At 63.4% G+C, this 21,193-nt stretch carries 11 protein-coding genes and 1 tRNA gene; 10 read left to right on the top strand and 2 right to left on the bottom strand.

Features of this window, described 5'->3' with window-relative positions; genetic code table 11:
• Positions 1-63 precede the first annotated feature (63 nt).
• From BM408_RS13210 to BM408_RS13185, 6 genes are all read left to right on the top strand, one after another.
• Positions 64-139: transfer RNA gene (locus tag BM408_RS13210), tRNA-Arg, on the top strand.
• 415 nt (positions 140-554) lie between these two features.
• Entirely contained in the window at positions 555-1,595 is a 1,041-nt protein-coding gene (locus BM408_RS13205) for an alpha/beta fold hydrolase (protein WP_092130325.1), read from the top strand.
• Positions 1,596-1,690: 95 nt separating this feature from the next.
• Positions 1,691-4,717: a porin gene (locus BM408_RS13200; RefSeq protein ID WP_092130324.1), complete on the top strand. Its 3,027-nt coding sequence runs from the start codon at positions 1,691-1,693 to the stop codon at positions 4,715-4,717.
• Between the two features lie 9 nt (positions 4,718-4,726).
• A complete protein-coding gene (locus BM408_RS13195) occupies positions 4,727-8,683 on the top strand; it encodes a beta strand repeat-containing protein (RefSeq protein ID WP_092130323.1) in 3,957 nt (1,318 codons plus the stop codon).
• Positions 8,667-10,241: an argininosuccinate lyase gene (locus tag BM408_RS13190; protein ID WP_254774803.1), complete on the top strand. Its 1,575-nt coding sequence runs from the start codon at positions 8,667-8,669 to the stop codon at positions 10,239-10,241. The genes BM408_RS13195 and BM408_RS13190 overlap by 17 nt, the downstream gene beginning before the upstream one ends.
• Before the next feature lie 66 nt (positions 10,242-10,307).
• A complete protein-coding gene (locus BM408_RS13185) occupies positions 10,308-12,173 on the top strand; it encodes a peptide transporter (protein WP_092130321.1) in 1,866 nt (621 codons plus the stop codon).
• On the opposite strand, the gene BM408_RS13180 is transcribed toward BM408_RS13185, so the two are convergent.
• Positions 12,116-13,405: a cation:dicarboxylate symporter family transporter gene (locus BM408_RS13180; protein ID WP_254774802.1), complete on the bottom strand. Its 1,290-nt coding sequence runs from the start codon at positions 13,403-13,405 to the stop codon at positions 12,116-12,118. The genes BM408_RS13185 and BM408_RS13180 overlap by 58 nt on opposite strands.
• Positions 13,406-13,594: 189 nt before the next feature.
• On the opposite strand from BM408_RS13180, the gene BM408_RS13175 reads away from it, so the two are divergent.
• Both BM408_RS13175 and BM408_RS13170 read left to right on the top strand, forming a co-directional pair.
• A complete protein-coding gene (locus BM408_RS13175; RefSeq protein WP_092130320.1) occupies positions 13,595-14,518 on the top strand; it encodes a LysR substrate-binding domain-containing protein in 924 nt (307 codons plus the stop codon).
• Between the two features lie 148 nt (positions 14,519-14,666).
• On the top strand, positions 14,667-15,578 hold the full coding sequence (locus BM408_RS13170) for a LysR family transcriptional regulator (protein ID WP_092130319.1): 912 nt from the start codon (positions 14,667-14,669) through the stop codon (positions 15,576-15,578).
• A 21-nt stretch (positions 15,579-15,599) separates the two neighbouring features.
• Here BM408_RS13170 and BM408_RS13165 read toward each other — a convergent pair whose 3' ends face one another.
• On the bottom strand, positions 15,600-16,550 hold the full coding sequence (locus tag BM408_RS13165) for an ornithine cyclodeaminase family protein (protein ID WP_092130318.1): 951 nt from the start codon (positions 16,548-16,550) through the stop codon (positions 15,600-15,602).
• Positions 16,551-16,813: 263 nt separating this feature from the next.
• On the opposite strand from BM408_RS13165, the gene BM408_RS13160 reads away from it, so the two are divergent.
• Positions 16,814-17,710: a dienelactone hydrolase family protein gene (locus BM408_RS13160; protein WP_175541780.1), complete on the top strand. Its 897-nt coding sequence runs from the start codon at positions 16,814-16,816 to the stop codon at positions 17,708-17,710.
• A 447-nt stretch (positions 17,711-18,157) separates the two neighbouring features.
• Positions 18,158-21,187: a ShlB/FhaC/HecB family hemolysin secretion/activation protein gene (locus BM408_RS13155; RefSeq protein ID WP_175541779.1), complete on the top strand. Its 3,030-nt coding sequence runs from the start codon at positions 18,158-18,160 to the stop codon at positions 21,185-21,187.
• Positions 21,188-21,193: the final 6 nt, after the last annotated feature.

The following is a 21,193-nucleotide window of genomic DNA, read 5'->3' as shown; positions in this document are numbered from 1 at the left end:
CGGCACCCCGTTTCACCCTGATTACAAACAGGTGAAGAAGGGCCCCAAGTCATTTCCAGCGTTGCGGCTGTAGCTCAGTGGATAGAGTATTGGCCTCCGAAGCCAAGGGTCGTGGGTTCGATCCCCGCCAGCCGCACCAATCACATAAGCCTCGTTGTCGACTTGCATGCCGACAATTTCCAGGCATCCCATTTGACGGATTCAAACTCGCTTGCCTGCATTACCGCCAGGCGGGCAGTGTTGCGCCCCATAGCGCCCTATAACGATCCATCTGCGTTTGGTGAATCGCCATATTCATACTTTGAAAGTATGAATCCATGTAAATCAAGATATTTTACAAGCAGTAAACGTCTCCCTAGAATCCGCCGAAAGAACAAGCAAGCACCGGGTTTTCAGGCGGATTTTCAGCCTCCCCATCCGGTGACTGACAAAGAAGGTCGTTAAGGAGACGCTGGATTCGTGATCCATTTGCGCGCGTATGCCGAAGCCGGCATCGAGCGTGATACGTCGTCCTTTTCGATGCCCCGCATTTTTGACAAAGCGAGACAAGAGGCATGACGCGTATCCGCAAGCAATGGTTCCAGATGATCGTGGCAATGGGCCTGGTCCTTTCCGGGGCGCCTCTTTTTGCGGCGGACGACAAAGCGGCTGCTCAGCCCGCGCAACAGCTTATTCAGCTGGAAGCCGCCGGCGCCGCTTATCCCTTTGCCGCCTATTCCAACATCGACCTGCGCCAGCCCGGCGCCGGCATCCGCCGCGCGGTCATTGTTTTGCATGGCGTGCAGCGCGATGCCGACCGCTACTTTGACGTGGGCCTGCGGCTGCTCGAAGCCGCGCGGCTCGACGGATCCAACACTTTGCTGCTGGTGCCCCATTTCCTGACGCAATCAGACCCGTCGCCTGACAGCAAGATTCCGCTTTGGCGCGGTGGCAACTGGATGCAGTGCCAGGCCTCCCGCGGCCCGGAGGCCATCAACTCCTGCGGCGTGCTGGACGATATTGCCCGCTACCTGAGCACGGGCAAGCGCTTTCCTGCACTCACGGAGATTGTCTTCATCGGCCACTCGGCCGGGGCGCAGTTGATGCAACGGTATGCCGTGCTGAACAACAGCGAGGAGGCACTGCGCAAGGCGGGCATCCGAGTGCGCTATGTGATTTCCAGTCCGTCTTCCTATCTGTACCTGGACGCCAACCGTCCAGAAGGTGGGAGCTTCAAAACGATGAGCGACATTCTTTGCCCCGGCTACAACAATTTTCGCTACGGCCCGGACAACATGGTCGACTACGGGCGTGGCCTGGACGGCGAACAGCTGTTCAAGCGCTATGCGTCGCGTGATGTCCTCTACCTGGTGGGCGCGAAGGACAACGACCCCGCCTACAAGTCGCTCGACAAATCCTGCGGCGCCGGCATGCAGGGGACCGACCGGCTGGACCGCCACCGGAACTATCTGCGTTACGAACAATTTTTGGCCGTGAAGTGGCGCACACCTGTGACGCGCGAGGCCATCGTGGTGCCGGGAGCCGGGCACGAGGCGGCGGGCATCTTTGAGTCAAAGGCCGTCGTCGAGAAGATTTTCCCGGTGACCGGCAAATAGCAGCAAAACGGCGGAACCAAAAAAAAATAAATCAGCACCCAGGCAGGCAGATCAAAAGACAAAAAACAGAAGACAAAAAGAGACAAGAGACATTCATGGAAAAAACACGCTTTGCCGTGCATCGGCGAAAGATCCTGGCGTCCCAGATCTGCACGATGCTTGCCGCCGCTCCGTTCGCGGTCAATGCCCAGACGCCACCGAGCGCCGGCACTTTGTTTGATGCCAACCGGCAGCAACTCTCGCCGGCTGAAAACGTCAACCCTCCGGCGGCAACGCAGCCGCCCACACGCATAGAAAAAGAGACGGAAGCCACTGAAGAGGGAGCGTCTTTGCCGGCCGGTGGGCCGGGCGTCAAGGTTTCGGGTTTTGTGTTGAGCGGCAACCAGTCATTGCAAGCACCTGTGCTTCAGGCCGAGCTGCAGGAGTTTGTGGGGCGCGAGCTTGATTTCGCCGGGCTCGGAAAAGCCGCCGCCAAGCTCACCGCCTACTACCGTGCCCAGGGTTACCTGGTCGCACGCGCTTATCTGCCTGCACAGGAAATACGCGATGGCATGGTCACCATCGGTATCCGGGAGGGCATCATCGGTCAGGTGATCGCCGAGCCCGACAGCAACGTGCGGCTGAGCCGTGATCTCATTGACCGCCACCTGGCCAGGCTGCACCCGGGCGATGTCATCCAGGAAAGTGATCTGGAAAACACGCTGCTGCGAATCTCCGACATTGCGGGTGTGTCGATCAAGGCTGTCCTGCGCCCCTCGGCGCAGGTGGGCGCTACCGACATCATCGTCAAGATCAGCGAGATGACCGCAATCACCTCGCGCGTCAGCATCGACAACGGCGGCAGTTACTACACCGGCTCCAATCGCTTGTCCGTCAGCCTCAGCCTCAACGATGCCCTTGGCATGGGCGAGAGTTTGAGCCTGAACACACAACAATCGTTTGAAGGCCTGCGCATCGCCGGTCTCAGCTACGTGCAGCCTATCGGCGCCACGGGCCTGTCGGTCGGGGCCAGTTTTGCGGGCCTGCAATACAACATCGGCAAGAACCTCAAAGAGGTGCAGGCCAACGGCGAAGCCCGCATCAGCACGCTGTTCCTGAATGCCGCACTGCTTCGCAGCCGGCGCGCCAATGTCAACCTGTCGCTGGCGGCGGAATACCGCCATTTCCAGGACACGACAGCGGGCACGACAGTAGACAAGTCCGCCAATGTGATCAGCGCCGGCCTTTATGGCGATTGGCGCGACGGCTGGCTGGGCGCGCAGGCCATCAACAGCTGGAATGTGCGGTGGGGCCTGGGCCACCTGAACAAGGAAACCCTCAACGATGCCGCGCTGGACCGTTTCACGGCGAACGCGGCAGGCGACTACAAAAAGCTCAATCTGGCCTTCAGCCGCCTGCAACAGCTGGGCGGTGGTTACTCCCTGCTGGGTTCGGTGAACGCGCAATACGCCGACAAGAACCTGGATGCATCGGAAAAAATGAGCCTGGGCGGCTCCAACGGCGTGCGCGCCTACCCGTCCGGCGAGGCCGCCGGTGACCAGGGCATCCTGGCCCGGGTGGAGCTGCGCAAAACCCTGGGCACCTTCGGCAACTCCATCGTGGAAGGCGCCCTGTTTGCCGATGCGGGCCGCGTGACGGTCAACAAAAAACCCTGGGACAGCAGCGAAAACCGCGCAAGCCGCTACGGCTACGGCGTGGGGCTGAATGTCTATAACAAGGACCTGGTGTTCAACGCCACCTTCGCCTTCTCGCCCGGTGTCAATCCGACCAGCGAACCGAAAAGCGCTCGCCGCCTGTGGCTGTCCGTGTCGGGCTCGCCACAGGCTTTCACCGGCCTGGCTTCCAGCAGTGGCAGTCGGGGCGAGGATTTCGAGGAGGCGGAAGACGGCACGCTGTTTTACGGCTCGCTGGGCATCATTCCCGAATACGTGAGCCGCACAGCCTCAACACCCGCATCCCCGGCCGACCAGAGCAAGCTGGCCACGCCCAACGGCCGCAACATGTCCGGCTTCTGGCGCGCGCGCGACAACGTTTCTTATATAGGCGCACGCGGCGGCATCCCCATTTACGAACAGTGGAAGCTGCTATGGCAACTGGAGCTGGGCCTGTCGCTCAGCGCCGGCGCTGCGGGCGTGGATTCCACGCCGGACTGGACGCACCGGCAGGACCTGCGCAACACCGGTGTGGCTGTGGCCCACCCCAAAGCCGGCACCGCGATGTACGGAAACTGGGACATGCCGCTGAAAGAAAGCGCCAACTCCTTCGACCCCTTCGGCGCGACCACCAGTGCTGCCCACTACAACATCATCGGCTCGCCGGGCTTTGCCACCAGCATCACCAGAAACTCAGGACCCGTCGGCACCGCCGCGGTGAACAACAACGACGATGCAGCCTTCAACCGCCGCCAGGCCGGCATGTTCGGCTACTGGACGCCAAAGTTCGGCGGCTTCCAGCTCAAGCTGGCGTATTCGAACAACGGCATGAAGGCCGCACCCGACGTCGACACCGGCTACCTCTATGGCGGCAGCCTGTCTTATGAGCGCGGTGGTTTCTCCGCCGTGGTAGCCGCAGAGCAGCACATCAACTATTTCGGCATCGCCAGCCTGGGCCGCAACGCGCGCGGCGTTGGCACCAACACCCACGTTACGCAGGGTACCTCGTCAAACGATTACAGCGTGCGCTTCGGTGTGGCCTACGATTTCGGCGCCACCAAGGTGTCTTTCATTGCCGACGAGCTCTCTTATGCAGAATCCGGCGTTATCAACACCAGCGTCACCTCGACGGATATGTCTGACTACCGCCGCCGCGCCTACCTGGTCGGCATCTCGCACAAGATAGGCGCCTGGCAGCTGCGCGCCAGTCATGCGCGGGCGTTTGCCGGCGACTGCACCATGATCTCCGGCAATGGCGTGACCTGCTCGACGGCGGGTATGGGCGCAACCTCACAGGCGGTCGGCTTTTCCTATGCCTGGAGCAAGCAGCTCAGGCTTTTCGGCCAATACGTACTGCTGCGCAACCAGCCGCTGGCCAACTACAACTACGCCGTCGCCGGCGTGTTTGGTTCCGCCGGCGCCGGCACGACGATACGCGCGCTCGGTGTCGGCATCAATTACACATTCTGAGAGGCTCGCATGGCACACCATCTTTCATCGGCTTCTTCCACCCCTTCCACGCTCTCCAGCCGAAAATCCAGCCGCAAGGACAGGCCGGCGCTGACACCGCTGACAGCGGCCCTCCTGTCGGCGCTGTGCAGCATCTACCCGGTGCGGGTGTATGCGCTGGACGCCAACGCCTTGCCGACCAACGGCCAGGTCACCGCCGGCAGCGGCAGCATCAGCCAGAACGGCAATGTCATGAATGTGGTGCAGGGCAGCGATCGCATGATCGCCACCTGGAACACCTTCAACATCGGCAGCGCAGCCAGGGTCAATTTCGCACAGCCCTCCGCCTCATCGGTGGCGCTCAACCGCGTCACCTCCAGCGACGCCTCGCAGATCATGGGCCAGCTCAATGCCAACGGGCAGGTCTACCTGATCAACCCGTCCGGCATCCTGTTCGGCCAGGGCTCGGCCGTCAACGTCGGCGGCCTGGTGGCCAGTTCGCTGAACATGTCGGACAGCAACTTCATGGCCGGCAACAACCGCTTTGAGGCCGGTGGCGCGGCAGGCGCCGTGATCAACCAGGGCAGCATCGTGGCTACCGATGGTGGTTACGTGGCGCTGCTGGGCGCGCAGGTGCGCAACGAAGGCAGCATTACCGCCCGCTTGGGCAGCGTCATGCTGGGCGCCGGTGAAAAGATCACGCTGGACTTCAACGGCGACGGCCTGATCAATATGGAGGTGAGCGACCCTTCCCTGGGCGCGAGCGTGGTGAACCAGGGGCTGCTCAAGGCCAACGGCGGTGTGGTGGTGATGTCGGCGCGGTCCAGCGATGCGCTGCTGTCCAACGTGGTCAACAACGAGGGCGTGATTGAGGCGACCAGCCTGCAGCACCGCAATGGCGCAGTGCTTCTTGACGGCGGCGATGCCGGCATCGTCGCGGTGAGCGGGACCGTCAACGTGTCGGGCCGCAACGCCGGCGAGACCGGCGGCAGTTTCAAGGCCCTGGGCCGCAACGTCGGCCTCTTCGACAGCGCCCGCATCGATGCTTCGGGCGACGCCGGCGGCGGCACCGTGCTGGTCGGCGGCAACTACCAGGGCACCGGCACAGAACGCCAGGCTGTTGCGACTTACATGGGCGAAGACGCCCGTATCCATGCCGATGCCATCAACAGCGGCAACGGCGGCAAAGTCATCCTGTGGTCTACCGACAGCACGCGCTTTCACGGCGGCATCACCGTGCTGGGCGGTGGGCAGACCGGCAGCGGCGGCCTGGTCGAGACCTCGGGCCACTACCTGGACGCGACGGGCTCGGTGGACCTGAGCGCGGCCTCCGGCAAGGGCGGCACCTGGCTGATCGACCCCTTCAACATCAACATCACCAGCACGGCAAGCGTAGGCGCGACCGGGAGCTCCCCGTTTACCTCCAGCGGTGCGGCCAGTTCCAACCTGAGTTCGGCCGTGCTCAATGCCTCGCTGTCCGAAGGCGCCAATGTGATCGTGCAGACCACCAACAACTTCGGTGGTACCTCGGGCGACATCAACGTGCTGGACAACGTGAAGGGTGTGGGCAACGCCTCCCTGACCCTTCAGGCGCATCGCAACATCGTGATGAACGGTCGCACCATTTCCAACGGCACCGGTAAGACCCTCAACGTCTCGCTGTTCTCCAACTACAACAACAGCGGAAACGGCTCGGTGAGCATTACAGGCAGCAGTATCACCACCAACGGCGGCTCCATCACCATAGGCGGCGTCGACCCGCTGGTCGGCTCTGCCAGCACCATTTTGAACAGCACCGCCGGTGTGACCATCAGCGGCTCCACGCTGAGCACGAGCGGCGGCGACATCACCATACGCGGCGCAGTGGCCGCCAGCTCGGTGAACTCCAACAGCAGCGCGGTGCAGATTGCCAGCGCCTCCACGCTCAACGCCGGCGGCGGCAATATCTCCATCGTGGCCAACGTCGCCAGCGCCAGTGCCACCGGTGACGCCTTCGTGCTCACCAGCGGAAGCAGTGTGCTGACCAGCGGCGCCGGCTCCATCACGGTGGACAGCACCAACCTGGGCAGCGGCAACGGCACGCGCGTCTTCAGCACCAACAACACCATGGCCGCCAGCGGCACCGGCAACCTGACGATACGCGGCAACGCCACCTCGGGCTTCGGCGTGCTGATCTGCTCGACAGCCGCTACCTCCACGCAAACACTCAGCGTCGGCAGCGGCAACCTGACCATCCAGGCCAATGCCAACGGTTTTGCCGGCTCGGGCCGCGGCCTCTACCTGGCGGCATCCGGCAACGGCGCCGTGGTGGTGAATGCCACCGCGGGCGGCGCCATCACCCTGGGTGGCAGCAGCACCGGCAGCTACGGTACGGTGCTCAACTCGACGGGCGCCGGCTCGTCCATCAGCATCTTCTCGGATGGCAACATCACGGTGGCCGGCAACACCTCGGGCGGCTCGACGCCGGCGCTTGGGCTGCTGAGTTCGGGCAGCGGCGCCAGCGCGGCCACTGCCTCGAAGATCAACATCAGCAGCACGGCCGGCGCGCTCAAGCTGCTGGCCAACAATACCGTGGTCAATCCCACCACAGGCTCGTTCAAGGCCGTCTCGCTGGACGCGAGCGGCGCCTTCGCCAGCATCAACCTGAGCACGCAGTCGGGTGCGTTGACGCTGGACGGCACCAGCTTTTCAGGGCGCGGCGTTGACATCGCGCCGTCCGGCGCCAACGCGGCCATCAACATCAGCACCGGCAGCGGCGCTATTGCCGTCAACGGCAACAGCACCAGCAGCTTCGGCGGTTACGGCATCTTCCTGAATTCCACCGGCAACTCGAGCGGCGTCAACGTCACCACCGTGAGCGGCGACATCACCTTCAAGGGTGACTCCATAGGCACCTCCGACGCGATTGCGATGGGCGGCAGCGCCACCAGCACCAACTCGGTCAACAACATTGCTTCGCAGGGCGGCAACATCACGCTGATCGGCAACTTCCATTCGCCGAATGTCGGCGAGCTCGACCACGGCATCGCCATCCAGAACGTCGCCAACCGCATACAGACCACCGGCGCAGGCAACGTTACGCTGGTCGGCAATGCCGCCGACCAGGGCAACGGTGTCAGCATCTACGGCGGCGGCAAGGCCCTGGTCAGCGTCGAGAACGGCGCGCTCGCTATCACCGGCAGCAGTGTCTACGGTGACGGGCTGGGCGTGCTGACCGGCAACAACATCATTCGCGCTACCGGAAGCGGCTCGGTCAGCCTCACCGGAAGTTCCACTTACGGCAGCGGCATCACGGTCTACCCTTCCACGGCAACCAGTTCCGCGGTCATCTCCACCGTCTCGGGCAAGCTTTCGCTCACGGGCAACAGCAGCGCGGCGTCTACAGCGCCTGCGATCCTGCTGCGCAGCGCGGCCTCCGGCCCGGGCAACGGCGTTAACATCAGCTCGGCCACCGGTGACATCGACATACGGGCCACCACGGCCGGTTCCGGCGAGGGCCTGTCCATCGTCGGCAGCAGCGCCAATGCCTTCAACAGTGTCAGCACCGCCGGATCTGGCAGCTTGTTTATTTCCGCATCGGGCGGCAGCTACGGCATGCGCATAGACGGCGGCACCAACAAGCTGCAGGTCGAAAACGGCCTCCTGTTCATCACGGCCAGCGCGCCCAACGGGCAGGCCTTCAGCCAGTCCTCGGACGTCACAACGATTGCCGCCACCGGCTCCGGCGCGGTGCTGCGCAATGTGGGTGGCAGGATGAGCAACAGCCTGACCAGCGCCGACACGGCAGCCGCCACCAGCGCGCTGCAATCAGACATGGCCGGCGGCGACTGGATGGCGCCTTTTGCCGATGATGCCGCCTTCGCGCCATTCGGCGACGGCACGAGCAAGCTCAGCATTTCCGTCGTCTCGCCCAACCAGCGCACCGGCACACCCGGCATTCCCAGTTCCAACCCATCCACCACAGGCAAAGATGATGAAACCAACTGAGTCCCCATTCGCCTCGGCTTTCACCCCGGCTTTCACCCTGTCCCTGCTGCCGCGCAGCCTCGGCAGGCTGGCCCTTGTTCCGCTGCTGCTGGCATCGCTGTCCGTCGCGGCTTTGGCCGCCGACAAGAAGGGCGGCAAATCCGACCACGACAACTTTTACTTTCTCGGCGAGATGAACAAGGCTTCGACCGTGATGGTGGTCGAGACCAAAATTGTTCCGCCCGATCTCGGCAAGAAGATTGCACTGGCCGTCGACCAGGTGATCAAGAACGGCAACCAGCCCGGCGCCAAACGCCCGGGTGACTATCTGCAATATGAACCGCTGATCCTCGCGCTCGCGGGACCAGACGGCTCGCGCATGCATTCCGGCCGCAGCCGGCAAGACATTTTGTCCACCACGCGCCGCCTGATGCAGCGCGAGCGCACCCTGGCGCTGATGGAGGCCATGATCCAGTCCAAGGCGCAACTGCTGGAAGTGGCAGAAAAGAACCTGGACACCATCGTGCCCGCCTACACCAACGGCGTGCAGGCCCAGCCGACCACCTATGCGCACTACCTGCTGGCTTTCGCTTCGGTGTTCGGCCGCGACAGCACACGCCTGAAGGAGGCGTATGCGCGTCTCAACATGAGCCCGTTGGGGGCCGCTGCACTCGGCACCTCGAGCTTCCCGGTCAACCGCCAGCGCCTTGCGGAGTTGCTGGGTTTTGACGGCCCGGTGGAAAACTCCTACGACGCGGCCCAGCTCGGCGCGCTCGACCAGGGGGTGGAACTGGTCGGCCTGTGCAGCAACGCGGCGCTGATGATGGGCGTGCTGGTGCAGGACATCCATACCCAGTACCACCAGACCGCCCCCTGGATCATGATCCAGGAAGGCCGCCTGACCGGCACGAGCAGCATCATGCCGCAAAAGCGCAATCCCTATGCCCTCAATGTGTTGCGCCTGCAGGCCAGTGAAGTGGTGGGCAGCGCTTTCACCTACCAGCTGGAGGCGCACAACGTCACGCCCGGCATGCCCGACTACAAACGCGACCAGGTGGAAAAAACACTGGACCTGACCACCAGCGCATTTGAGAAACTGGCCGACCTGATGAACAACCTCATCATCGACAAGAACCGTGCCTTGCAGGAAGTCGATGCCGACTATTCCACCACCACCGAGCTGGCCGACATCCTGCAGCGTGACTCCGATGTGCCCTTCCGCGTCGGCCACCATTTCGCGTCGGACCTGGTCAGCTACGGGCGTGCCAACAAGCTCAAGCCTGCCGACATTCCCTTTGATATCGTCAAGCAGCTGTATACCGACGCGGTCAAGACCTTCAACTTCGCGAAGACGGATTTCCCGCTGACGCAAGAGCGCTTCCAGAAGTCGCTGACGGCGCAAAACATGCTGGCGTCGAGCAAAGGCCTGGGCGGCCCGCAGCGCGCGGAAACCGTCAGGATGCTGGCGGCCGAGAAGGCAAAGCTGGACCAGGACTCGGCATGGCTCAAGGCGCAGCAGGACAAATTGGCACGCGCGCAGGACAACCTGAACCGCACCTTCTCGAAGCTGGGTCAATAAAGGCAGGGCCGCAGCGGCGATACTGGCGCCTGCGGCCACAAGCTTTGCGCCGCCGGCGGGTTATCTATGACAGATGATGTCTTTTCGCTCGAGAACTTCGAATACCTGTGCTACTCCAGGCAGCAGGAGCCAGCGGCCCGCGAGCTGGTCAAGCTGCTGCTGTTGATAGACCGCAACTACGGCAACCTGGACGGCAACTTTGCGCTCTCGTTGGCCGGCGCCATCGGCGCCGAAGAGCGCGACGCGCACGGCCTGACCCGCATCACCAGCGCCATCTCGGCCCTGTTTTCAGACCCGACGTTTCATGTCACGCCCGGCGGCTTCGGCCAGCTGATCAACTTCCAGCGCTGGCTGTCGGCGCTGTTTGCCGCCAGCGCTTTTGTCAATTGCGACCACATCCTGAAGTCGCTCAACTTCCTGGGCCCCGGCGCGTCGGAGTTTCATGTCACCGAACAGAACCTGGTGAAGTTCTGCATCCTGTACTCGCCCGAGTCGGAGATTCCGCTGGATGCGGAGCTGCTTTGGAGGCAGAACAAAAAACTGGCTGCCGCGCTCTTCACGGCCTTGCTGTCACCGCGCTTTCTCGGCTCGCCCGCCGCGCATTCCAAGCGCGAGGCGCTGCTGGCGTGGCTTCCTGCCCATCTTGAAGAAATCGAGACGCTGGACATCCTGCCGCTGGGCATACTGCACGACGTCTACATGCATTGCAGCTACGCCGACCTGCCCGCGCGCCACGAGATCAAGCGCCCCATCAACCGGCTGGTCCGCAAAAAACTGGAGGCACTGGGACTGAGCCGAGTGGCGCCCGCTCTGGCCGCAGCCAGCACGGACAAACCGGTGATGCTGGTGCTGCTCGAGTGGTTTTCCGGCGGGCATTCGATCTACCGCACGCACTCCAGAAGCCTGGAGGCTGCACGCCGGCACTTTCACCTGGTGGCCATCGCTTATCCCGGCAACATCGACGAGCTGGGGCGGGAGGTATTTGACGAGGTCGTCGACTTCGAAGCGCCCAACGACATGATCGCCTGCCTGCGCCAGTTGCATGCGCTGGCCGGTGCGCTTCGGCCCGCGGTGTTCTATATGCCCAGCGTCGGCATGTTTCCCATCACCATGTTCGCCGCCAACCAGCGCCTGGCGCCCGTGCAGGTGGCCGCGCTCGGCCACCCAGCCACTACGCATTCCGACCGCATTGATTACATCAGCGTGGAAGACGACTTTGTCGGCGACCCGGCCTGCTTCAGCGAAACCCTGCTGCGCCTGCCCAAAGACGGGCAGCCTTACCGCCCTTCGGCTATCGAGGTCTCGCTGGCGCGGCCGCAGCGGCTGGACCAGCCCGTCGTCAACATCGCCGTGGCCGCGACCACCATGAAGATCAACCCGAAGTTTCTGCTGGCTTGCCAGAAGATACGCGCGGGCTCACGCAAGCAGATACGCTTTCACTTCCTGATCGGGCAGGCGACTGGCCTGATCTATCCGCAGGTGCGGCGGCTGATACGCCGCTACCTGCCGGACGCCGAGATCTACGCGCACCAGCCTTACCCGGACTACCTCGCCATCTTCAGCCGCTGCGACATGTTCCTCAGCCCGTTTCCCTTCGGCAATACCAACGGCATTACCGACGCCATCACAGTCGGCTTGCCCGGCGTGTGCAAGACGGGGCCGGAAGTGTTTGAGCATATCGACGAAGGCCTGTTCCGCCGCCTGGGCCTGCCGGACTGGACCGTCGCCGGCAGTGTGGAGGGCTATATTGCCGCCGCCATTCGCATGGCTGACAGCTTTGCGGAGCGGTCTGAGCTGTACCGGCAACTGGAGCGGCCCGAATGCCTCAACGCCTTGTTTGAAGGCCGCGCGGAATGCCTGGGCGACCGGCTGTATCAGCTCTGGTCGGCGGCAGAAGGCGCGGGTGGGACCGCTTTGCCCGACAGGGCTTGATGCATGGCGCGGCGGTCGAGAGATTTCTCCCACGCGCAGACGACCACGCAAGCCACACAGTTGCCAATCACATTGGTGAGAGAGCGGCACTTCATCAGGCGCTCCACACCCAGTAACAGCACAATCCCCGCCACTGGAATGATGTTCAGGCTCGCCAGTGTCGCGGCCAGGGCGACGAAGGCCGAGCCGGCGACGCTGGTGGCGCTTTTGGAGGTCAGCAAAGAGACGCCCAGCAGCGAGAGCAGTTGCCAGACACCCAGCTCCACATGGGAGGCCTGCGCCAGAAAGAGCGCGGCCATCGCGATGTAGATGTTGGTGCCGCTCAGGTTGAAGCTGTAGCCGGTCGGCAGCACCAGGCGCACCACCGCTTTGGCGCAGCCTATTTTTTCCATCTTCTCGACCAGGCCCGGCAGCGCCGCCATCGATGAACTGGTGAAGACCACCAGCAGCAGCTCCTCTTTCACATAGGCAATCAGGCGGAAGATATTGCAGCCGGCGGCGCGCGCGACCAGGCCCATCACAATGCAGACGAACAGGATGCTGACCAGGTAGATCGCCGCGACGAACTGCAGCAGCGGCAGCACCGACGAGAGCCCGTAGCGCCCGATCACAAAGGCCACGGCGCCCAGGGCCGCCAGCGGCGCCAGCTTCAGCACCATGGCCACCATGCCGTGCAAAACCTGCTGAACCGCTTCCATAAGCGCCAGCAAATCGCGGCCGCGCTCGCCGCTGCGCCCCAGCGCGATGCCGGTCAGCAGCGCCAGCAACAAGACCTGCAGGCTGCTGTTGCCGGTGAAGGCGCCGGCAAATGTCGAGGGAATGATGTCAAGCAGAAAGTCGGCCGTGCTTTCCGCCGGCGGCACCTGCAAGGCAGGTTGCACGGCGCCGTTGGAAACACCCGAAGCAAAGCCCGGCGCAAAGCCTTTGCCGGGCTGCAGCAGCAAGGCGCCCACGATGCCGGCCATCAGGGAAACAAGCGTCATGGCCTCGAAGTAGATGATGGCCTTGACGCCGACCTGGGTGGCTTGCAGCCGGTTTTGCAGGCCGGCGATGCCCGACACCACCAGGCAAAAAATCAGCACTCCGATCAGCATGCCGATCAGGCGCAAAAAGCCATCGCTGAGCGGCTTCATCTGGGCCGCGATGGAGGGGAAAAAGTAGCCCAGCAGCATGCCGGCGGCAATGGCCAATGCCATGTGCACGATCGCGTTGTGAAGCAGCTTTTTGGTCATTGATAGGGCGGGCGGCCCGGTGTCCCGGCGCGTGGCTTCACTGTACGTGTTTGGCAGCGGCGCCACATCGCGGGTTCTACGGATGGACGCCGCATTGTGAACGGGGGAGGGCAGCGTGCTTATTTTTGATCCATATACGTAGAATCCGGTTATAAGGCTTTCGATACCTTTAAAAGATGAGAGAAAACCATGGAACTGAGACACCTGCGCTACTTCCTCATGGTGGCCGAGGAGCAGCATTTCACCCGCGCCGCCGAGCGCCTGAACATGCAGCAGCCGCCGCTGAGCCACCAGATCCGCTTGCTCGAGGAGGAGCTGGGTTTTGAGTTGTTCCGCCGGCACCCGAAAGGCGCGGCACTGACGGCCGGCGGCGCCGTGTTTGTGCAGGAGGCCCAGGCGATCCTGCGCAGTGTCGAGCAGGCTTCCGCGCGTGCCGCGCGCGCCGCGCAAGGTTTTGAAGGTGCGCTCGCCATCGGCTTCACAAGCTCGGCCGCTGCCCACCCGTTGATCCCCGGCATCATCCGCGCCTACCGCGACGCTTATCCGGACGTTCACCTGGAGCTCCGTGAGGGCAATGCGGCCGAGCTGACCGAAGGCATTGAAAACGGCAAGGTCAATATCGCGCTGCTGCGCTCACCTGTCAGCCGCCCGCGTGGCGTGCAGTTCCTGCCCCTGCTGGAAGAAGAGATGCTGCTCATCCTGCCGGTGGGCCACGCCCTGGTGGCGGGCGCCGCAAAAGGCGAGATGCCGGTTATCTCGCTGAAGTCGTTGGCTGAAGAACAATTCATCCTGGTTCGCAGGCACGGCGCGCCGGGCATGTATTCAGATTTGCTTGAGGCCTGCGAGAACGCCGGCTTCACCCCGAAGATCGCCTCCGAAGTCGAGCGCATGCTGACCAACATCAGCCTGGTCGCGGCGGGCGCCGGCATCTCGGTTGTTCCCGCTTCGATGAAAGACTTTCACCGCGACAGCGTGGTGTATTGCCGCATCCGAAACGCCAAGCCCCGGCTGGTGGCGCCCATTACCCTGGTGAGCCGCGAAGACAGCGTGTCCCCGACTGAAACCAATTTTCTGGAACTCGCCAAAACATTCGCGCGGCAGCATAAAAGCTGAGGCGATTTTCATCGCGGGCATGCACGTGAAAATGCCTTCGCCGCAGGCGGGTTTCAGTGCAAAATGACTTGAGCGCTATGGCCTTCACTTGTTTCGGGCGCTCTTGAGTTTTTCACTAACCCGGACGCTTGACTCGCAGCATCGCCCCATGAGAACCCGCCATATCGAAGTCCTGCAAGCCATCCTGCGCACGGGCACCATCAGCGGCGCTGCGCGCCTGTTGCATGTCTCTCAGCCCGCCGTCACCAAGGCCCTGCAGCATGCGGAGGCAACAGTCGGCTTTGCCCTCTTTAACCGCGAGGGCAAACGGCTGGTGGCCACCAAGGAAACACACGCGCTGGCCCCCGTGGTGGAACAAGCCACCGGCGGCCTGGACGCAGTGCGCGAACTGGCCCGCAACCTCAAGGCGGGCGCCGACAAGGCGGTGCGGGTGGCCGCGGTGGCATCACTGGCCAACAGCGTGTTGCCTTCCGCGCTGCTGGCAGCCCGCAAGCTGTTTCCCAAAATGCGCAGCGAGCTCAATACCGGGCACACCGAAGACATGATGCAAAAGCTGCTCATGCATGAGGTGGACATGGCTATTGCCTTTGATCCGCCGCTGCACCCTTCGCTGGACAGCGTCGAAATCGGGCATCTCCAATTGGTGGCGGCGTGCCTGCCGTCCAGGTTCGGAAAATACGCCCGCAACAAATCCATCTCCGCGGAAGCGCTGGCCACCATGGAGCTGATCGAGCTCTCAGGCAAGGATCCGCTCGGGCGCATTTACTCGCGCTATGCCAACCGTTTTGGCTGGCAGCAAGGCAAGACAGCGGTGCGCACTTACCAGATGGCGGTGCGGCTGGCCGAGCTGGACCAAGGTGTGGCGATCGTCGATTCGGCCAGCGCCAACTTCTTCTCCGACAAGCTCAAGGTCCTGCCGCTGGAGCCGCGTGCCGAGTTTCCCGTCTGCGCCATGTACCTCAAGGCTGCGGCCGTCACCGACATCATGCGTGCGCTCACTACCTGCGTGGGTGACGAACTCAAGAAGGTGCAGGACGCGACCTGGCAACCGCGCGCCTGAACCTCTGAAAGGCCAAGTACGTCAATACTGGCTTGAAGTGCTGGCCTGCACCACGACGCGCCCGCGCAGGCGATTGACCACCAGCCGTGCAGCCACCAGGTCGCTCAGGCCCACACCCACGGCCTTGAAGAGAATGATCTCTTCCGGCGAACGCCGCCACGGCTCGTCATTGGCCAGCAGTTCCGGCAAGTCCCTGATCTGCGACGCATCCAGGCTCTTGTCGCCCAGCCCGATCACGATTTCACCGGCCTCTACCAGGCTTTGCGGTTTCCATTCAACGATGACGCGGTCGCTGCGCGCCCGGCTGACCTGGTCGATCTCCGTGCCGGTCGGCAGGCTGGTGCCCACGGCGCAAATACTCGCGCCGCGCTTGAGCCACGCGCCGTCAAACAGCGCCTGCTTGGAGCGCGTGACGGTGACGATAAGGTCCGCACCCGTCACGGCTTCCTGGGGCGTCACTTGATGAACCTGCGTCTTGTAGCGTTTGGAAAATGCATCGCAGGCCTGTGAGACGTCAGCGGTATCTACCACCGCGATCTCGGAAAAACCCATGGTTTCCTGCAGGGCCTCAAGATGGGTGCGCCCCTGAATGCCCAGGCCGAACAGCGCCATTTTTTTTGCGCCGGGCACGGCGATCTTTGGGGCGACCCAGGCCGTCATCGCCGCGGTTCTGGCGCGCGTGATTTCCGCTGCCGGCATCACATGGTGCGACTGGTCGTTCAGGTCGAACAGGTTGACCAGAAAATTGAACTGGCCATTGAGGCTGGTATAGGTTTTGTACGCAGCCGCCGCGCGGCTTTCCCACAGCGCACCCATGCCGCTGAGTTTCCAGTTCCCGCAGTCGATGCGCTGGCGCGCCTGTATGGAGGCGTCCCCGGTGCGCAAGGATTCAAAGGCTTGCGGAAGATCACGCAAAACATCGCGCCATCCGACGGCATCGCCAACGTCGTCATCTGTGTAGGTGTGGATCATGAGGTCTTTCAAGCTAAGTGATGGTTCAGTGCCAACCGGCTGACGGCCATCCTAAGTTCCGCCGTTGCTGTGCCCCTATCAAATAAATGCGAGCCCGATAACCTGAAGTTATGGCCTCCTCTGGCGCGCCGGGGCGCCAACGGCCCACATGGCGCCGGCAAGGCTTGACGCATCCGTGTTCTGGCGGACATGATCCAGAACAAGTCCGGCGGCATTCCTGTCGCCCCTCTTTTTTTCGCCTCCAGATTCTTGAAAGCAGACGCATGCACACCGCTGTCCTTCCTGTTGTTGGCCGTACCCTGATGCCTGTGGCGGCCTTGGCCCTGTGTGTGTTGGCGCTGCTGGCGGGGCCGGCGGCATGGGCGCAGAAGGCCCAGGCCGTGAACTTCACCAGTGGGGACGGCAAGACCGAGCTGGTGGCCTATATGTACTTGCCGTCCACCCCGGGGCCGCATCCGGCAGTGGTGATGTTGCACGGCCGGGGCGGCTTGTACTCGACCCTGAAGCAGACTTTCGACGGCGACTCCCTGTCGTCACGCCATGTCATGTGGGGCAAGTTCTGGGCCGAGCGTGGTTATGTCGGCCTGCTGGTCGACTCTTTCGGGCCCCGGGGCTATGCGCGTGGCTTCGAGGCAGGCACCAACGACGGCAGCCGGCCGGCCAGCGTGAACGAAATCACCATACGTCCGCTGGACGCATATGCCGCGCTGAAATTCCTTCGCAACCGCCCCGATGTCATCAAGGACCAGGTGTTTCTGCAGGGGTGGTCCAACGGCGGCAGCACGGCTTTGTCGGCGGCCTCCATCGTGGCGCCGGGCATAGAGGCTCCTACCGAAACCACCGGCTTTCGCGCATTCCTGAGCATGTACCCGGCCTGCGCGCAGGTCATGCGCAGGTACACGCAGACCTACCGCAGCTATGCGCCCATGCTGGTGCTGATAGGCACGGACGACGAGGAGGTCAACCCGGAGCGCTGCGCGCGGCTGTCCGAAATTGCCGAGCGCAACGGCAGCGACTGGCAATTCGTGCTGTACCCCGGTGTCGAGCATTCCTACGACACGCCCACTAAAAAGCGCGAGTCGGTGGAGGCCAACAAGCTGGCCGCCGAGGATAGCAAGCAACGCGCGCAAGCCTTCTTCGGCAAGTTTCTCGCGCGCTGACACGGGCCGCGCAGTCGTCCTTCTCTTTCTTATTCCCTCTCCCCCTGGGAGAGGGTTAGGGTGAGGGCCGGCGGCCTCAAACACGCAAGGCGAAACTCAAGCGCCGCCAGCCCGCATCCCCGCTCATTTCCGCCCGTCCCCGCCTTCTCCCAGCGGGCGAAGGCGCGATACATCTTCTCTTCAATCCGCGTAAATCTGCGAAATCTGTGGATGGATCTTTTTATCCGCAGATTTCGCAGATTGCACTGTGCTGGGCGACGGCGCTTCCCCACCGTGTATCACTCCTTTTTGCACAGATAAATAACCTGAGGTTATGGATATGGGCGGGTATTTCGAACTGGTGATTTCGGATGATTGCCAGTCCAATACCTGACAGGGGAGCAGGCCTTCATGCATGGCGCGGATGTGGCCGCCAGCCGTTCAGAAAAACAGATGCAAGCAATCAAAGTGAACAGATCCAAAAGCCTTCCATTCAAACCCACCGTGATCGGCAGTTTGCTGGCCCTTTCAGGTTATGGTGCGTTCGCACAGGCGCCTGATGCCGGCCGCATGCTGGAATCGATACGCGAGCGCACACCCGGCATGAGCAATCCGGCGCCGTCGGAAACGCCTGCCGTGATCGAGCGGCCCGCCGACGAGAGAACCCCGCCGGTTGCGGACTCCGGTGTGCGGATCACGGTCAGGCAGTTTGAATTCAGCGGCAACGACTCCATCGACGCGCAGACCCTGGCCGCAGAGTTGGGCGACTTCACCGGCCGCGAGATCGGCTTTGACGCGCTGGCCGATGCCGCTGCGCGCATCACCCGCTTTTACCGCTCGCGGGGCTATCTGGTGGCGCGCGCCAACCTGCCGGCGCAAGACATTGCCGGCGGCACAGTCAAGCTCGAGATCCGCGAAGGGCGCCTGGGCACCGTCACCGTCGAGCCGGCCAAAAATGTTCGCCTGGACCCGGACCTGATCCAGCGTTTCATCAGCGACCTGACGCCCGGCGCCGTGATTCGCGAGGCCGAGATCGAGCGTTCGCTGCTGTTGCTGACCGACCTCCCCGGTATCAACGTGCGGTCCGTGCTGCGCGCCGGCGCGCAGCCGGGCACGGCAGACCTGGTGGTGCGGGTCAGCGAAAGCCCGCTGGCGCAGGCGCGCTTCGGTTTTGACAACCAGGGCAACAGCTACACCGGCCGCAACCGGCTGACGCTGGAGCTGTCGGCCAACGACTGGCTGGGGTTCGGTGAATCATGGACAGCGCGCGGCCTCACCAGCTTTGAAGGCCTCACCGCCCAGACGCTGGGCGTGTCGGCGCCTATAGGCGGCTCCGGCCTGCGTGGGGGCCTCAGCTATACCCACCTGCTGTACAAGATAGGCCGCGACTTCGCGCCGCTCGAAGCCAGCGGCGAGGGCGAGAGCGCCAGCGCCTTCCTGGCCTATCCCTTGATCCGCAGCAGGAAATCCAACCTCACCGGCCAGCTGACGCTGGAGCACAAGCACTACATCGACCGCGTGAACCAGGCCGGCCTGGACGTCAAAAAATCCAGCTCATCGGGCCGCTTCGATCTTTATGGCGATTGGCGCGACGCGCTGGCGGGCAGTTCGGCGCTCACGCAGTATTCGCTGGGCCTGACGCACGGCAACCTGAGCCGGGACACCCTCTCCGACGCCGCCTTTGACGACCGCTCGGCCCGCACGGCGGGCAGCTTTGAGAAACTGAACTGGTCACTGTCACGCCTGCAGGCCTTGCCCGGCGGCTTCACGCTCTATGCCTCGTTCTCGGGCCAGCGCGCCTCCAAGAATCTGGATTCTTCCGAAGAATTTTTCCTGGGCGGTATCAACGGCGTGCGGGCTTATCCGCAAGGCGAAGGCGCGGGCGACGAGGGCTGGCTGTCCAGGCTGGAACTGCGGCGCTCGCTGGGCCGCGTGGGCGGCTTCGGCGTGGAAGGTTTTGTGTTCTACGACGCGGGCCGTGTCCGCATCGACAAGAACCCCTGGGACCCCGCACAGGTGAGCAACCACAGAAGCCTGCAAGGCGCCGGCCTGGGCCTGATCCTTACCCGTCCCAAGGCTCTCACTGTCAGCCTGGGCGTCGCTTTCAGGCCGTCGGGCGGGGTCAGCAGCGTCGAGCCCTCGCGCAGCCCGACCTTGTGGGTGCAGGTCAGCGGGGCGCCGCAGGCGTTTGCGGGACTGTCATCTTCAGCCTCTGACGACCCGGAACTCAGCCAGGACAAGTTCGAGATCTTCGGCGGCTTTGGCCTGGAGTTCGAACGCGTCAGCCGCGACGGCGCCACCGATGCCGGCCCGCGCGGCGCCACGCAGTCGGCCACGCCGACCGGCAGGCAGTTGCCGCCCTATATGCGTTACAGCGACCCGTCTTCTTCAATAGGCGTGCGCGGCGCGCTGGGCCTGGGCGGCGGGCTGGAGGCCTTCTGGCAGGTCGAAGCCGCAGTGGCCTACAAATACGTTCCCAAAGACGGAGGGAATACCTCGCGGCCGGAATCCAACGCGGCCACCAGCCTGCAGGATGCCGGCGTCGGCCTGCGCAGCGCCGAATGGGGTGCGGTGCGCTACGGCCAGTGGACCATGCCGTTTCGCGACATGACGGCCAAGTTCGATGCGTTCAACGACTACGGCATAGGCGGCGCCGGCGGCATCATCGGCTCACCCGGCCTGGCCGTGGGTTCGTCCACCTCCGAGGGGCCCGTCACCAGCGCCGCGGATTCGAACAACGATGACGCCGCCTTCATACGCCGGCAGCCCGGCGTATGGCAGTACGCCACGCCGGAGTGGAACGGCCTGTCGGGCCGCATCGCCTATTCCGACAACGGGCGGCGGGCCGCGGCCGACCTGGGCAGCGGCTCCATCTGGGGCCTGAGCGGCACCTACGCGAACGGCCCGCTCACGCTGGGCGTGGCCTATGAGCAGCACAACCAGTACTTCGGCATCGCCAGCCTGGGCCGCAACAACCGCGGTGTCGGGTCGGCCGGTACGGCAGTCACGCAGGGCACCTCGTCGCGCGACTGGGCCGTCAGCTTCGGCGCCAGCTACCGGCTGGGCTCGACGACCTTCTCCATGCTGCTCGACAAGCTCTCTTATTCCGAGTCCGACGTGATTCCCGGCAACACGGTGCTTGACTTGCAAAGTTACCGCCGCCGGGCAAGGCTCTTCGGCGTGACGCACACCATAGGCGCGTGGGAGCTGCGCGCCAGCGCGGGCCGCGCATCGGCCGGAAGCTGCGATGTGGTCTCCAACGACCCGACCTTGCGCTCCTGCTCGACGGCCGGGCTGGGCGCAACCATGGTCGCGGTCGGCTTCAACCGCACCATCAACAAGAACCTGAGTTTTTACGGCACCTTCTCGCGCATCCGCAACGACGGCTCGGCCAGCTACAACTTCCGCACGGGCGCGGTCTTCGCTGCCGCCGGCAATTCACCCGGCGTAGGCGCCGACGTCCTCGGCTACGGGCTGGGGTTCAAGTACAGGTTTTAAGTACAG

It is taken from the genome of Polaromonas sp. YR568 (genome assembly GCF_900116715.1).
Classification (GTDB): domain Bacteria; phylum Pseudomonadota; class Gammaproteobacteria; order Burkholderiales; family Burkholderiaceae_C; genus Polaromonas.
This window is presented reverse-complemented; position numbering and strand designations above follow the sequence as displayed.

What these genes read in the sequence shown, in the direction of transcription:
- BM408_RS13205 (WP_092130325.1), top strand. Translation starts at nt 555, where the DNA reads ATGACGCGTATCCGCAAGCAATGGTTCCAGATGATCGTGGCAATGGGC.
- BM408_RS13200 (WP_092130324.1), top strand. Translation starts at nt 1,691, where the DNA reads ATGGAAAAAACACGCTTTGCCGTGCATCGGCGAAAGATCCTGGCGTCC.
- BM408_RS13195 (WP_092130323.1), top strand. Translation starts at nt 4,727, where the DNA reads ATGGCACACCATCTTTCATCGGCTTCTTCCACCCCTTCCACGCTCTCC.
- BM408_RS13190 (WP_254774803.1), top strand. Translation starts at nt 8,667, where the DNA reads ATGATGAAACCAACTGAGTCCCCATTCGCCTCGGCTTTCACCCCGGCT.
- BM408_RS13185 (WP_092130321.1), top strand. Translation starts at nt 10,308, where the DNA reads ATGACAGATGATGTCTTTTCGCTCGAGAACTTCGAATACCTGTGCTAC.
- BM408_RS13180 (WP_254774802.1), bottom strand. Translation starts at nt 13,405, where the DNA reads ATGACCAAAAAGCTGCTTCACAACGCGATCGTGCACATGGCATTGGCC.
- BM408_RS13175 (WP_092130320.1), top strand. Translation starts at nt 13,595, where the DNA reads ATGGAACTGAGACACCTGCGCTACTTCCTCATGGTGGCCGAGGAGCAG.
- BM408_RS13170 (WP_092130319.1), top strand. Translation starts at nt 14,667, where the DNA reads ATGAGAACCCGCCATATCGAAGTCCTGCAAGCCATCCTGCGCACGGGC.
- BM408_RS13165 (WP_092130318.1), bottom strand. Translation starts at nt 16,550, where the DNA reads ATGATCCACACCTACACAGATGACGACGTTGGCGATGCCGTCGGATGG.
- BM408_RS13160 (WP_175541780.1), top strand. Translation starts at nt 16,814, where the DNA reads ATGCACACCGCTGTCCTTCCTGTTGTTGGCCGTACCCTGATGCCTGTG.